Here is a 12,907-nt window from a genome sequence, read left to right as displayed (position 1 = left end):
GGGCCGGGTGGTAGAGAAGGGGATCACGCGCCGCAACATAGTTATCTCAGGGCCGGCGGTCTGCATCGGACTGGACAGAGGGCGAAAGCCCTGCAATCGGCGATGTCGAGCATTTTGGGAGTTCGGCACTTGCCCGTGAAGTTGATCCACACGCGCCGCTTCGGCGACGATCGCGGATGGTTCTCGGAAACCTATCATCGTCCGCGTCTGGCCGAGCAGGGCGTGGCCGATGAATTCGTTCAGGACAATCATAGTCTGTCGAAACTGGCCGGCACGATCCGCGGAATCCATTTCCAGGCACCGCCCCATGCTCAGGCCAAGCTCGTCCGCTGCAGCCGCGGTCGCATCATCGACTATGCGGTCGATCTGCGGGCAGGCTCGCCGACCTATGGACAGCATGTCGCCGCCGAACTGACGGCGGACAATGGCAACCAGCTCTACATACCGGTCGGGTTCGGCCATGCCTTCGTCACGCTCGAACCCGATACCGAGGTGATCTACAAGGTTTCGGATATCTATGCCCCCGAGACCGATGGCGGAATCCGCTGGAATTGTGCGATGATCGGGATCGACTGGCCGCTTCCTTCCACGGGGCCGGTGTTGTCGGACAAGGACATGCGATTGCCTGCCCTGTCGGAGTGGACTAGCCCCTTCGCTTATGACGGCGAGCCGCTCCGGCCGCTCGCACCCTGAACGGAACAGACGATGCGTATCCTTGTCACTGGCGGCGCGGGCTTCATCGGCTCGGCATTGATCCGCCACCTGATCGGCGAGACCGGGCATGCGGTGCTCAACCTCGACAAGCTGACCTATGCCGGTGTGCTGAGTTCGCTCGCTCCGGTGGATGACAGCCCACGCTACCGGTTCGTCCAGGGGGATATCTGCGACGCCGCGCTAGTCGCCCGGCTGCTCGCCGAGTTCGAGCCCGATGTGATCGCGCATCTCGCCGCCGAGAGCCATGTCGACCGGTCGATCGACGGACCGGGTGAGTTCGTGCAGACCAACCTCGTCGGCACTTTCAACATGCTTCAGCAGGCGCTGGGCTACTGGCAGGGTCTGGCTGGCGCGCGGAAGGCGGGCTTCCGCTTCCACCATATCTCGACCGACGAGGTTTTCGGTTCGCTGGGTGATGATGGCTATTTCACCGAGACCACGGCTTACGATCCGCGCTCGCCATATTCGGCGTCGAAGGCGGGGTCGGATCATCTCGTCCGCGCCTGGGGGCATACCTATGGATTGCCGGTGCTCGTCACCAATTGCTCGAATAATTACGGACCCTATCATTTTCCCGAAAAGCTGATCCCGCTAATCATCATCCGGGCGCTCGCCGGCGAACCGCTGCCGGTCTATGGCGATGGCTCGAACGTCCGCGACTGGCTGTTCGTCGAGGATCACGCCCGCGCGTTACGCGCGGTGTTCGAGGGCGGTGTACCCGGTGAAACCTATAATGTCGGCGGCAATTCGGAGCGGAAGAATCTCGACGTGGTCGAGACGATCTGCGCGACGCTCGATCGGCTGAGCCCGCGCGCCGACGGCAGGCCCTATGCCGGCCAGATCAGCTTCGTCACCGACCGCCCCGGGCATGATCATCGCTATGCGATCGACGCCGCCAAGATCCGCGACACGCTCGGCTGGGAACCGCAGATGACGTTCGAGCAGGGGGTCGAGCGGACCGTGCGCTGGTATCTCGACAATCGCGGCTGGTGGGGCGACATTCTTGCGCTGCGCTACGACACCGGGCGTCTCGGGCTCGCCAAGGCATGACTCGCCACATCCTCGTTACAGGCGGGCAGGGGCAAGTCGGCCTTGAACTGAAGCGGCAGGACTGGCCGGTGGATGTCCGGGTCCATTTTCCGACCCGCGAAACCTGCGATCTGGCATCGCAGGCGAGCCTTTTCACCTATCTGCGCAGCTATGATTTCGCCGCGATCATCAACTGCGCGGCCTATACCGCGGTCGACAAGGCGGAGGAGGATCGCGACGCCGCCTTCCGGATCAACGGCGAAGCGCCCGGCTGGCTCGCTGACACTGGCGTTCCGTTGATCCACCTGTCGACCGACTATGTCTTCGACGGGTCGAAACAGGGTTTTTACACGGAGGACGATCCGGTCGCGCCGCTCGGCGTCTATGGCGCGTCGAAGCTGGAGGGCGAGCGTGCGGTGCAGGCGGGCCAGTCGCGCTCGGTGATCCTGCGCACCGCCTGGATAATATCGGCGCAGCGCGCCAATTTCCTCAAGACGATGCTGCGCGTCGCGGCGACCAATCCGACGCTGCGCGTTGTCGACGACCAGCGGGGCTGTCCGACTTCGGCGGAAGACATAGCGGCGGCGATCCGGGTGATTGCGCTGCGCCTGATTGAGGACGAGGGCGCGCCGCTCGGTATCCACCACTTCGTAAATGCGGGCGAGGCGAGCTGGTGTGAGCTTGCGCGAGAAATATTTGTGCTGAGCGCGGCAGCGGGCGGGCCGGTGGCGGAGATCGAGGCGATCACCACCGCCGATTATCCGACGCCGGCGAAGCGCCCGGCCAATTCGCGCCTTTCAACCTCGAAGATCACCGCTGATTATGGCATTCACCCACGCGACTGGCGCGCGGCGGTGCGGGACATTATCGACGAACTGGTGGGGACGGTCCCGCAGACTGGAGTGTGAGCGGGTGAAGGGCATCATATTGGCGGGCGGCTCCGGCACGCGGCTCCACCCGATGACGATGGTGACGTCGAAGCAGTTGCTGCCGGTCTACGACAAGCCGATGATCTATTATCCGCTAACGACGCTGATGCTCGCCGGCATTCGCGAGGTGCTGGTCATCTCCACCCCGCGCGACACGCCCAGCTTCCGAGCGCTGCTTGGCGACGGCAGCCAGTGGGGCATGGAGATCAGCTATGCCGTGCAGCCCAGCCCGGACGGCTTGGCGCAGGCCTATATCATCGGCGCGGATTTCGTGGGGAACGGCCCGTCGGCGCTGATCCTCGGCGACAACATCTATTATGGCCATGGCGCGACCGAATTGTTCAGGCGCGCGGTGGAGCGCCGCGACGGCGCGACCGTCTTCGCCTATCATGTCACCGATCCCGAGCGTTATGGCGTGGTCGAGTTCGACGGAGCGATGCGCGCGCTATCGATCGAGGAAAAGCCCGCTGCGCCGCGCTCGAACTGGGCCGTCACGGGCCTCTATTTCTACGATGCGGACGTGGTAGCTATCGCCCGCGACCTCAAACCATCGGCGCGTGGCGAGCTTGAGATCACCGACGTCAACAAGGCTTATCTCGCCGCGGGGAAACTGTCGGTCGAGTTGATGGGCCGCGGCTATGCCTGGCTCGACACCGGCACGCCCGACAGCCTGATCGAGGCTGCCGAATTCGTCCGCACGCTGGAAAAGCGGCAGGGCTTCAAGATCGCCTGTCCCGAGGAGGTGGCCTATGAACAGGGCTTCATCGATGCCGCGCAGGTCGAGTGCCTTGCCGACGCGCTCGGCAAGAGCGCCTATGGGGTCTATTTGCGATCGATGGTATTGAAACGCTGATGCAGAACGCCCGCTATATCGCCGCCGGCCTGAGCGATGCCGATATGCTGTGGCTGCTTTCGATGGGCAAGCTGCGCCGGCTCCGCGCCGGTGAGAAGCTCGTCACCTCGGGCAAGCAAGTCACCGACTTGTTCTTCGTCATCAATGGTACGCTGGCGGTGAATCTCGATGACGGCACCCGCGTCGCCCAGCTTCATCAGGGTGACGTGGTCGGCGAAATGTCCTTCGTGGACCGCCATTCGCCGCTGGTTTCGGTGATCGCCGAGGATATCGTCGAGATGCTCGCGATCCCGCGCAAACTGATCCTTCAGCGCTTCGAGGACGAACCCGTCTTCGCCGCCCGCTTCTACCGCGCGATCGCCGTCTTCCTGTCCGAACGCCTTCGCGAGACCACCGCCGCCGTCCGCGCCGCGCATGACGAGGAAGCCGACAAGGCCGCACGGGCGCGGTTCAGCCGGTTGTTCGGGAAGTCGGGGCCTTAGCGGCTGGAAGCTGCCGTTCGTCCATCATCGGAAGCTATGGCAGCAAGCAGCCACCGCCATCGATAGAAGGCGCCTTATGCAGAACTGGATCATCCGCGAGCATGGATAGTGCGATCACTGCCGCGCAGATGCGCCAGGGAGGATCGAGCTTGGACGATCGCGGCTCGGCCCCCAGGGAAAAGATAGGCGATCGCCAAGGTCGCTCCATATGCAATAACCAGGCCGCTGATCAATCCCAGCACCGGACCCTCAGGCAGCAGATCGCTCACTAGCCAGATTATGAGCATCGATATGTGCGCACCCGTAACAAATGGAAGCGCGATCCGCAGGATATCTCTCGCCTTCACCGGCCCCCTCCGTCCGACATATGCCCAGAGGAGTGGCGTACGCAGATATTCGCTGACTGAGATCGCAATAGCGACTCCAAGCGCACCATAAGGAAGGCCGAGTGCAAACGCGCAGATCGAGCAGGCTGCGGTGAACAAGGCCCACTTCATGGCGTCAGCTCCACGACCTTGGCTAATGAACAGCCATCCTGCCGGATTATTCAACGGCTGCAGCAAGCCTGCAAAGGCGAGCGCACTGAAAATAGGCGCGCTTCCGGTCCATTGCTCGCCGAGCGCAAATGGCACCAGCCGATCAGACATCGCGCCGGCAAAGGCGACTCCCGGGAGAGTAGCAAACAGGATCAACGGCATGATAGCCAAGAACCCCGATCGATAACGCTCTGGTTCGCTCAGCAAGCGAGATAGCGACGGTACCATGACGCGAGACAGTGGATTGGTGATCTGGGACAGCGGAAATAACAGTAGCTTATAGGCACGATCATATAGGCCTAGCTGCACGCTTCCCCAGACCTTGCCGATCAGCACATTGTCCAGATTGCGGGATGCGAAATTGGCCAGACTGGATCCCGTAAGACTTGCGCCGAATCCGAGACTTTCCTTCGCCTCGGGACAGGCGCGCGGCAATGACGGAAGCCATCGCGATCCAAACCACATCGCGGACGTACTGGTGATCGCTCCCGCGAGGGTACCGAAATATAGCGCCCAATATGATTGGTCCACCAGCGCCCACAATAGGGTGACGATCACGGTGGCGGCCGCGCTGCTCACTTCGATGACAGCGAGCCACTGGAACTTCATCTTCCGGCTGAGGATCGCCGAATGCTGAGCACCGGCCGCATAAACCATCATCAGGACGCTCATGGCAGCGACGAGGCCGCCAACACGTGGCTCGCTGTAAAACCAGGCAACCAAGGGCGAGAGGGCCAGGAGCAACAAGGCCAGCATAGTAGCTGCGGCCATATTGATCCAGAACAGGTAGTTCACAACCGCATGGCTGATCGTTTGCCGCTGGATCGTCGCCTGTGTGAGACCAAGATCCTGGAAAAGAATTAGAAACGCAAAAAAGGGCGTCGCCATCGCCATGATGCCAAACTGCTCGGGGGCGAGCAGCCGTGAAAGCGCCACGACGGAGATGAATTGTACGAGGAACTTCAGCCCTTGGGCGAACGCCGTCACCATCGCGCCGCGACCGACGGCGCGCTTGGTAACCTCTTCGTCGGGATCGAACCTCGATACCAAGGGCGGTTCAGGCATAAATTCCCGGCAAGTAATCCGTTGCACGCAGAAAGAAACCGCTCGACAGGATCGCGGCCGAAATCGCTCCCGCCGTAGTAGCAGTACTGGTTTGCAGAGCCGCGTTCTGAGGTGGGCGCGGCAGAATACGGGCCGGCGGGGGCAACACCGTCGAGTTGGATGGGACATTCACCAGCACGACCGCGTTAGGTCCGATGTTCACGTCGTCGCCTATGGTCAGGCGGCCTACGATCATAGCACCCGCGCCGATGTCGACCCGATTTCCGATGATCGGGCCGCTCTCCTCGAAATCCGTGCCACGTTCCAGACCGCCTATACCAAGAGTAGCGCCCTGCCTGATCAAGCAGTCGTCGCCGATGACGGCGTGGGCATGCACGACGATCGCACCTTGATGGCCGATATGGAACCGTCGGCCAACAGTAGCCGTTGGCCTGATCTCGATACCATAGACATTCCGCACAAAGCGGAAGGCTGTGCGGTGGATCACGCTTAAGACCAGCTTAAGCGTGTAGGATCTTCGCCTCAGGGCCCAGTGCCCAAAGCGATACACGGCCATCGCCCTAAAACCAGGCCGGGTCCAGTCGGAGTAATGCGTGCGATGATCCTCTTTGATGAGATCCCATAGCGATACTTGATCTAACCTAGGTTGGTGCTCGGTCATCTGACTTGTGCTCCTCATTCTTGATGGCGCTAGTCGATATTCTCGATACATAAACAACAGGAAGTGACATGATTATGCAATCTATGACACTCGATCTTAGAACAGCCATCGAAACGACGTTTCACAGCGTGATGGAGGAAAGTGGCATGGGTCTGACCGGGCCGCTTGAGGACGACACCGTGCTGCTTGAAAGCGGGCTTGATTCGCTGGGTTTCGCCATCCTCGTAGCGCGGCTCGACGACGAGCTGGGGTATGACCCGTTTTCGATATCCGAGGATGCTTATTATCCCACAACCTTCAGGGACTTCGTGGCTTTCTATGAAATCCATAAGCCTTCTTGAAGCGATAGACACGCAGTCTGGTTCCGACGAACCGATCCTCATTAGCCAGGCCGGCGCGTGGACGGCTCGTTATCTGATGGCCGCCTCTGGCCAGGTTCCACTGCGTGATGGTCGATCGTCGAAGGTCGCACTGTCGCTCGGCGATCCGGCGAAAGTGATTCTCGGCCTGATCGCCCTTGATGGCATTGCATCTCGCATATTGTTGCTCTCGCCCGGCATGGTGTCTTCCGAGTTCGACGGCCTGATTTCCGAATTCGACCCCGATCTGATCGTGACCGACAATAAGGCGCTCCAATCGGAGGGGGCTGTCGTCACGCTGTGGAGCGAAGAGATTGCCTCGGTTGCGGAACGCCGCTCAGCTCCACGACCCAGGATTTGCTCAACTCAGTGGGTTTTTGCGACCTCAGGCACGACGGGGCGACCCAAGCTTGTTGAGCACAGCTTTGCATCGCTTTCGCGAGCAACGCGGCCTTCGAAACCAGGCGTCGAGACGGTCCGCTGGGGACAGCTGTACGAGATCACGCGGTTCGCCGGCATTCAGGTTATGCTACAAGGCTTAGCCGGTGGAGGCGCTTTGCTGCTGCCCAACCGAATTTCGTCCCTCTCCGCACAGCTACGGCTCTTGGCGGAATGGCGTTGCACTGCCCTATCCGCCACGCCGACGCTTTGGCGAAAGATTTTGCTGACCGGTGACCGTCCGAAACTGGATCTGCGCCAAATCACTTTAGGGGGCGAAATTGCCGACGACGCTGTTCTGACGGCGCTGAAACGCGAGTTCACGGACGCCCGGATCACGCATGTCTACGCGTCGACCGAAGCGGGTGCCGCCTTGGCGGTACATGATGGCCGCGCCGGCTTTCCTGAATCCTATCTGCGAAACCCGCCCAGCGGCATCGTCATTAAGATAAATGATGCCCGTTTATACGTACATAATCACGATGTTACGGGTAAATATCTGGGGTCCGGTCAGAGCTTCCGCGACGAAGACGGGTTCGTCGACACGGGCGACATTGTCGAACAGCGCGGTGATCGGATATTCTTTCGCGGCCGCTCCAATGGCGCGATCAATGTCGGCGGCAACAAGCTGTTTCCAGAGGAAATCGAACGGATACTTCTCGAACAGCCGACCGTCAGCGAAGCGCGTATATTTTCACGGCCCAGCCCCATTACCGGCCAACTCGTTGTTGGCGAGATCGTACCGGCTGACCCGGCATCGGATCACAAGGCACTGGCAGCAGAGTTATTGAACCTTTGTAGGAGCCGTTTGCCACGCTGGCAGGTGCCGGCAACACTGCGCGTCGTTGCTGAAATCCGCTCGAACGCGGCGGGCAAGATCGAGAGGAGCAGCCTTTGAAGACGGTGATCGTCACCGGGGCTACGCGCGGATTGGGGCTTGCGATTACCTCGCGCCTCCTGCGGGATGGCTATGCTATCGTCGCCACCGGCCGGAACATCACCAAAGCCGTTGAAGCGCTACAGGAGCAATATCCCGAGACGCTGAGTTTCTATTCATTCGACATGGCCCAAGTGGATGGCATTCATGATCTCGTGAAAAGCATCACGAGCGCCCATGATGATATCTACGGTCTGGTGAACAACGCTGCGATCGGAATCGACGGCGTGTTGGGGACGATGCACAATTCCGATATCGAACGGGCCTTGCGGATCAACACGCTGGCTCCGATGGTGCTGACCAAATATGTCTCGCGATCGATGATGCTCAACCGCCAGGGCCGCGTGGTGAATATCTCCTCGATCATCGCATCCACCGGCTTTTCAGGGCTTGCGGCCTATGCCGCGTCGAAGGCGGCTATCGAAGGTTTCACCCGTTCGCTTGCGCGTGAGCTGGGCCGCGTGAATATCACCGTAAACGCGGTAGCTCCCGGCTATATGCAGACCGACATGACGCTAGGGCTCGAAGGCGACAAGCTCCGCTCGATCATGCGCCGCAGCCCGCTCCGACGACTGGCGACCCCCGAAGATGTCGAAGGAGCGGTGGCCTACCTTCTTGGTCCTGACGGCGGGGCAGTCACTGGAACGATATTGACGGTGGATGCGGGTAGCACCTGCTGATCAGGAGTCAGCGCCTGGAACATCGCCTCGAGTCCGAAGGCTGTCAGCAATATTCAGAGCAGCGGCTGTAGTAATTTGCGCAGGTGCGTAACCAGGATCGCAGTAAACCACCAATCTGAGCCGTTCTGCACCAAACTGGATCTAACGACTGCCGCCGCCCCCAATTTTGACGTTCGCAATGGTAACGGCCCGTGCTAACCCTGACCATGATCAACGCCGCCCATATCGCCCGGATTTTAGCGCATCGAGCGAAATTGCTCGCTGAGATTGATCAGTTGATGATCTTGCGAGAAATGAAGGTTTCCAGCCTTGCTTTGCGAGCATTCGGGTCTGGCTATCACAGCGCTTATATTAAAGCCGCGCTCCAACGCGGGGGAGGACGCGATAGAGCGGCTCGGTCGAAGGCGAGGAAACATCGTTCAAAGCTCGAACATTTGAGCTTCTCGTGATTTAGCTTTCGGTGGGTCGGAATCGGTTATTCGATCGAGATCGGACCGGACGGAGAATATCCCGGTCGCTAATAATATTTTTGGCGATTCCGCGAGAACGCCTCCTGACCGGTTGCCCGGCCAGGAGCAGCGATATTCCTGTTTACGGCACGATTACATAATCCGGGTTCGCCGCCGCGAAGACTGCGTCGCGGTCGGGGGCTGGCGGGTAGATCCAGACGGTGTTGATCTCCTGCTTCACCTTCTTGCCTTCCGCGCGGGTCAGGCGGACCTGGCGGTCCCATCCCTCGGTGTAGAGCGCACCCCATGGGCCGAGGTCGAGGCAGGTGACATATTTGGGTTGGCTATAGGGATGGAGGGGCAGCCCGACCAGTTCGGCGGCGGCATTGTGCCCGGCTACGCGGCCGAGGCTCAGCGCGTGCTGGCATGACATCACGGCGAAGTTGCCCTGATCGTCGGTTGCCGCTTTTACCGTGTCGCCGGTGACGAAGATGCCGTCGGCCTGCGGCGCGTGAAGGAAGGCGTCGCCAACCACACGGCCGAGCGGGTCGTGCTCGCCGGGGATTTGCGCGGCGAGCGCATTGGCGCGCATGCCGGCGGCCCAGATGACAGTGCTCGCCTCGATCCGTTCGCCGCTCGACAGGGTGACGCCGTTCGCATCTATCGCGGTGGCGCGGACGGCGGAGCGCGATTCGACGCCGCATTCGGCCAGTGCCTCGCGGATGACCGGCGCGGCTTCGGCGCCGAGTTCCGCGCCGATCTCCTTCGCGGTGTCGACAATCACCACGCGGATATCAGCGTCCCCGCCCAATATGGCACGCAGCCGGTCGGGCATCTCGGTCGCCGATTCCAAACCCGTGAAACCGCCACCGACGATGACGGCAGTGTTGCGCGCCGCTGTGGCGGGGGCATCGCGCAGGCCCTTGAGATGCGCGTCGAGTTGCAGCGCGCGTTCGACCGTATCGACGTCGAAGGCATATTCGTGCAGACCGGGCAGGTCGGGCGCGAACGCCCTGCTGCCCGTCGCCAGCACGAAGCGGTCATAGGGGAGGGTGGTCCAGCCTCCGTCGCGATGCGCGATAGTGATAAGCTTGGCCGCTGCATCGATCGTTTCGACCAGCCCGGCAACATGGCGGACGCCGACCGCGTCCAGCAGCGCGGCGATGTCGGGATTCATATTCTCGATCACGGCTTCATAGAGGCGCGGGCGGATGCCGACATTCGGGCTGGGCGACACCATGGTCACCTGGATGTCGCCCGACCTCCCGGCGAGCGCGATGGCGCGGGCGGCCGAGATGGCCGACCAGAGACCGGCGAAGCCGGACCCTGCGATGATGATGTTCTGGGTCATGATGGTTCTTCCCTGATGGTCACCGGACGTGCGTGGTCGTTCCGCAGCGCCGATCGACAGGGCGCGCGAATACTCTCCCGGCGCGTCCGGCAGGACAGCGGGAAAGGATTTTCAGTGGTTGGTGGAGCGCGTCGCCGCTTAGGGCGGCGCGGCCTTGTCGGGTCTCGGCATGCGGGCGGTGCGGCCGCTGAGACGGTCGCCCATCCAGCCGCCGACATCCTCGAAGAAGCTGGCCGGCGCTACCTTGCCGAAGTCGGATGCGATGCTCGCCAGCGTGACGCTGGCGAGGCTATCGCGCATCGCACGCTCGGCCCGGATCATCGCGGCGTGGATGCCGCAGATGCCCGCCGTCGCCCATTTGGGCTTCGCTTCGCCGAACACCGCGCAGCGGCCCCGGACCTCCTGGCAATCGAACAGCGGCTTGCGGCCCTCGATCGCGTCGACGATGTCGAGGAAGCTGATTTCGTCGGGCTCACGGGCCAGCCGGTAGCCGCCACGCACGCCTTCGCTAGCCGCGACGATTCCCGCCTTCTCCAGTTTCGGAAAGATCTTGGCGAGGAAGCTTGGCGATATTCCCTGCAATTCAGCGAGGTCGCGGCTGCTCATCGCCTTGTCGTTGCCGACGAGGAAGAGGAGGCAGTGGATGCCATATTCGACGCTGGTGGTGATATGTGCCATAACGCGGACCATAATGATCCGAGTTATGGCGTCAAGTAAAAACACGGACTAACTTTGTCTTAGTTTGTGCAATCAGCCGCCCATCGCGCGGGTGATGGTCTCGAGCGTCTCGGGCAGATGCTTGCCCATCTTGTGGATGGTGCCGCTGATCAGCGGATTTGCCTGGAAGGCGGGCGAGGCGCTGGCCACCGCTATGCCGAGCAGGCAGCTGCCCACCACAAGCTTGAGCGGGGCCTTGCCGCTTTCGTCACGGATCAGGCCAGAAAACATCGCGACCATATTTCCCATCCAACCCCGTCTTTGGCGCGCCATAGATTTTCGAGGTCCGTAACGACCGAACCCTAAGGTCTGGTAAAGGCCGCGACGGTTGCCAAGCCGGGGGACGCATCCCTATCTGAACATCGAAGATTCGACCGTCCCGATTCCGGAGCCAGCCTGACCCATGACCGCTACCCACTCGACCCGCATGCTGATTCTCGGATCGGGCCCGGCCGGCCTGTCCGCCGCCATCTATGGCGCGCGCGCCGGGATGGCGCCGATCGTGGTGCAGGGGATTCAGCCGGGCGGCCAGCTGACGATCACCACCGACGTCGAAAATTATCCGGGCTTCCGTGACGTCATTCAGGGCCCTTGGCTGATGGAGCAGATGCAGGCCCAGGCCGAGCATGTTGGCGCACAGATGATCTGGGACACGATCGTCGATGTCGATCTGAGCGAGCGCCCCTTCCGGCTGAGGGGCGACGGCGGCACCATCTATGTGTGCGACACGCTCGTGATCGCCACCGGCGCGCAAGCCAAGTGGCTTGGCATCGAGGGCGAGCAGGAACTCGGCGGTAAGGGAGTCTCGGCCTGCGCGACCTGCGACGGCTTCTTCTATCGCGGCAAGAAGGTGGCGGTCATCGGCGGCGGCAATACCGCGGTCGAGGAGGCGCTCTACCTGACCAACCACAGCCATGACGTGACTCTCATCCACCGCCGCGATTCGCTGCGTGCCGAAAAGATCCTGCAGGAGCGGCTGTTCGCCCACCCCAACATCAAGATCCTGTGGAATAAAGGCGTCGAACGCTTCGTCGGCGGCGAAGCACATCAGGGCCTTGTCGCGATCGACCTGAAGGACACCGTCACGGGTGAGGCATCGACCCTCCCGGTCGATGGCGGCTTCGTCGCGATCGGCCATCATCCGTCGACCGAGCTGTTCCGGGGTCATCTCGAACTGGACGAGGACGGCTATCTCGTCGTCGAGAAGGGCGGCACCCGGACCAATATTCCCGGCGTCTTTGGCTGCGGCGACGTGTCCGACAAGGTCTATCGTCAGGCGGTGACGGCGGCGGGCATGGGGTGCATGGCCGCGCTCGACGCGGAGCGCTTCCTGGCCGAAGCCGATTTCGAGGCGCGGGTGACGGTTGCCGCCTGAGGGCGGCGTCAGGCCTTGATCTTGCGCTGCACGAAGTCGACCAGCGCGCCGAAGCTTTCGAGCATCTCGCCATCGACCTCGTCATCGTCGATGATGATGTGGAGGCGGTCTTCGAGCTCGGTGAGCAGCCCCGCGACCGCCATCGAATCCAGCTCGGGCATCGATCCGAACAGCCCCGTATCGGCGGTGAACCCGGCGGCACGTGTGGGATCGATGCCGAGGACATCGACCAGCACGGCGCGTACCGCGTCTTCGGTGTTGATCGGATCGGTTGCGCCCACGTCTTCTCGTCCCTGCACTGGCGAAATGGCGTGCCCACTAGCGGTATAGCG

General features: G+C 61.7%; 15 protein-coding genes. 9 read left to right on the top strand and 6 right to left on the bottom strand.

Going from position 1 to position 12,907, the window contains the following annotated elements; translation table 11 throughout:
* Nucleotides 1–135 precede the first annotated feature (135 nt).
* From rfbC to WP12_RS05615, 5 genes are read left to right on the top strand one after another with little or no spacing between them, the layout of a single operon-like run.
* The gene (rfbC, locus tag WP12_RS05635; protein ID WP_443027854.1) at nucleotides 136–693 is read left to right on the top strand and encodes a dTDP-4-dehydrorhamnose 3,5-epimerase; all 558 of its coding nucleotides are present in this window, start codon (nucleotides 136–138) and stop codon (nucleotides 691–693) included.
* A gap of 12 nt (nucleotides 694–705) precedes the next feature.
* A complete protein-coding gene (gene rfbB / locus WP12_RS05630; RefSeq protein ID WP_046192784.1) occupies nucleotides 706–1,764 on the top strand; it encodes a dTDP-glucose 4,6-dehydratase in 1,059 nt (352 codons plus the stop codon).
* On the top strand, nucleotides 1,761–2,651 hold the full coding sequence (gene rfbD / locus WP12_RS05625) for a dTDP-4-dehydrorhamnose reductase (RefSeq protein WP_046192783.1): 891 nt from the start codon (nucleotides 1,761–1,763) through the stop codon (nucleotides 2,649–2,651). The genes rfbB and rfbD overlap by 4 nt, the downstream gene beginning before the upstream one ends.
* A 4-nt stretch (nucleotides 2,652–2,655) precedes the next feature.
* Entirely contained in the window at nucleotides 2,656–3,525 is an 870-nt protein-coding gene (rfbA, locus tag WP12_RS05620) for a glucose-1-phosphate thymidylyltransferase RfbA (RefSeq protein ID WP_046192782.1), read from the top strand.
* Nucleotides 3,525–4,007, top strand: a complete 483-nt coding sequence (locus WP12_RS05615) for a cyclic nucleotide-binding domain-containing protein (protein ID WP_046192781.1) — start codon at nucleotides 3,525–3,527, stop codon at nucleotides 4,005–4,007. Before rfbA ends, WP12_RS05615 begins: the two co-directional genes overlap by 1 nt.
* 89 nt (nucleotides 4,008–4,096) lie before the next feature.
* Here WP12_RS05615 and WP12_RS05610 read toward each other — a convergent pair whose 3' ends face one another.
* Complete coding sequence (locus WP12_RS05610; protein ID WP_046192780.1) at nucleotides 4,097–5,608, bottom strand: lipopolysaccharide biosynthesis protein; 1,512 nt, start codon at nucleotides 5,606–5,608, stop codon at nucleotides 4,097–4,099.
* A complete protein-coding gene (locus tag WP12_RS05605; protein ID WP_084690983.1) occupies nucleotides 5,601–6,269 on the bottom strand; it encodes a serine O-acetyltransferase in 669 nt (222 codons plus the stop codon). The genes WP12_RS05610 and WP12_RS05605 overlap by 8 nt, the downstream gene beginning before the upstream one ends.
* Before the next feature lie 83 nt (nucleotides 6,270–6,352).
* Here WP12_RS05605 and WP12_RS05600 point away from each other — a divergent pair, with 83 nt between their 5' ends.
* The 3 genes from WP12_RS05600 to WP12_RS05590 are packed head-to-tail and all read left to right on the top strand — an operon-like array spanning nucleotide 6,353 to nucleotide 8,683.
* A complete protein-coding gene (locus tag WP12_RS05600; protein ID WP_200894463.1) occupies nucleotides 6,353–6,610 on the top strand; it encodes a phosphopantetheine-binding protein in 258 nt (85 codons plus the stop codon).
* Nucleotides 6,588–7,964 carry a class I adenylate-forming enzyme family protein gene (locus tag WP12_RS05595; protein ID WP_160299162.1) on the top strand — a complete coding sequence of 459 codons (1,377 nt, stop codon included), beginning with the start codon at nucleotides 6,588–6,590 and terminating at the stop codon, nucleotides 7,962–7,964. Before WP12_RS05600 ends, WP12_RS05595 begins: the two co-directional genes overlap by 23 nt.
* Nucleotides 7,965–7,969: 5 nt before the next feature.
* Nucleotides 7,970–8,683 carry an SDR family oxidoreductase gene (locus WP12_RS05590; RefSeq protein ID WP_235398986.1) on the top strand — a complete coding sequence of 238 codons (714 nt, stop codon included), beginning with the start codon at nucleotides 7,970–7,972 and terminating at the stop codon, nucleotides 8,681–8,683.
* Nucleotides 8,684–9,274: 591 nt separating this feature from the next.
* Here the strand turns inward: WP12_RS05590 and WP12_RS05585 are convergent.
* From WP12_RS05585 to WP12_RS05575, 3 genes are all read right to left on the bottom strand, one after another.
* The gene (locus WP12_RS05585) at nucleotides 9,275–10,483 is read right to left on the bottom strand and encodes an NAD(P)/FAD-dependent oxidoreductase (RefSeq protein WP_046192777.1); all 1,209 of its coding nucleotides are present in this window, start codon (nucleotides 10,481–10,483) and stop codon (nucleotides 9,275–9,277) included.
* Nucleotides 10,484–10,621: 138 nt separating this feature from the next.
* A complete protein-coding gene (locus WP12_RS05580) occupies nucleotides 10,622–11,161 on the bottom strand; it encodes an RrF2 family transcriptional regulator (RefSeq protein ID WP_046192776.1) in 540 nt (179 codons plus the stop codon).
* A gap of 72 nt (nucleotides 11,162–11,233) precedes the next feature.
* Complete coding sequence (locus tag WP12_RS05575) at nucleotides 11,234–11,440, bottom strand: hypothetical protein (protein ID WP_152663903.1); 207 nt, start codon at nucleotides 11,438–11,440, stop codon at nucleotides 11,234–11,236.
* Between the two features lie 163 nt (nucleotides 11,441–11,603).
* Here WP12_RS05575 and trxB point away from each other — a divergent pair, with 163 nt between their 5' ends.
* Nucleotides 11,604–12,575: a thioredoxin-disulfide reductase gene (trxB, locus tag WP12_RS05570; protein WP_046192774.1), complete on the top strand. Its 972-nt coding sequence runs from the start codon at nucleotides 11,604–11,606 to the stop codon at nucleotides 12,573–12,575.
* An 8-nt stretch (nucleotides 12,576–12,583) separates the two neighbouring features.
* Here trxB and WP12_RS05565 read toward each other — a convergent pair whose 3' ends face one another.
* Entirely contained in the window at nucleotides 12,584–12,856 is a 273-nt protein-coding gene (locus WP12_RS05565) for an acyl carrier protein (protein ID WP_046192773.1), read from the bottom strand.
* Between the last annotated feature and the right edge of the window lie 51 nt (nucleotides 12,857–12,907).

The sequence above is a fragment of the Sphingomonas sp. SRS2 genome (genome assembly GCF_000971055.1).
Classification (GTDB): Bacteria; Pseudomonadota; Alphaproteobacteria; order Sphingomonadales; family Sphingomonadaceae; genus Rhizorhabdus.
Note: the sequence above shows the minus strand (reverse complement) of the source record. Positions and strands in the feature narration are given on the sequence as shown.

What these genes read in the sequence shown, in the direction of transcription:
- rfbB (WP_046192784.1), top strand. Translation starts at nt 706, where the DNA reads ATGCGTATCCTTGTCACTGGCGGCGCGGGCTTCATCGGCTCGGCATTG.
- rfbD (WP_046192783.1), top strand. Translation starts at nt 1,761, where the DNA reads ATGACTCGCCACATCCTCGTTACAGGCGGGCAGGGGCAAGTCGGCCTT.
- WP12_RS05615 (WP_046192781.1), top strand. Translation starts at nt 3,525, where the DNA reads ATGCAGAACGCCCGCTATATCGCCGCCGGCCTGAGCGATGCCGATATG.
- WP12_RS05610 (WP_046192780.1), bottom strand. Translation starts at nt 5,608, where the DNA reads ATGCCTGAACCGCCCTTGGTATCGAGGTTCGATCCCGACGAAGAGGTT.
- WP12_RS05605 (WP_084690983.1), bottom strand. Translation starts at nt 6,269, where the DNA reads ATGACCGAGCACCAACCTAGGTTAGATCAAGTATCGCTATGGGATCTC.
- WP12_RS05600 (WP_200894463.1), top strand. Translation starts at nt 6,353, where the DNA reads ATGACACTCGATCTTAGAACAGCCATCGAAACGACGTTTCACAGCGTG.
- WP12_RS05595 (WP_160299162.1), top strand. Translation starts at nt 6,588, where the DNA reads ATGAAATCCATAAGCCTTCTTGAAGCGATAGACACGCAGTCTGGTTCC.
- WP12_RS05585 (WP_046192777.1), bottom strand. Translation starts at nt 10,483, where the DNA reads ATGACCCAGAACATCATCATCGCAGGGTCCGGCTTCGCCGGTCTCTGG.
- WP12_RS05580 (WP_046192776.1), bottom strand. Translation starts at nt 11,161, where the DNA reads ATGGCACATATCACCACCAGCGTCGAATATGGCATCCACTGCCTCCTC.
- WP12_RS05575 (WP_152663903.1), bottom strand. Translation starts at nt 11,440, where the DNA reads ATGGTCGCGATGTTTTCTGGCCTGATCCGTGACGAAAGCGGCAAGGCC.
- trxB (WP_046192774.1), top strand. Translation starts at nt 11,604, where the DNA reads ATGACCGCTACCCACTCGACCCGCATGCTGATTCTCGGATCGGGCCCG.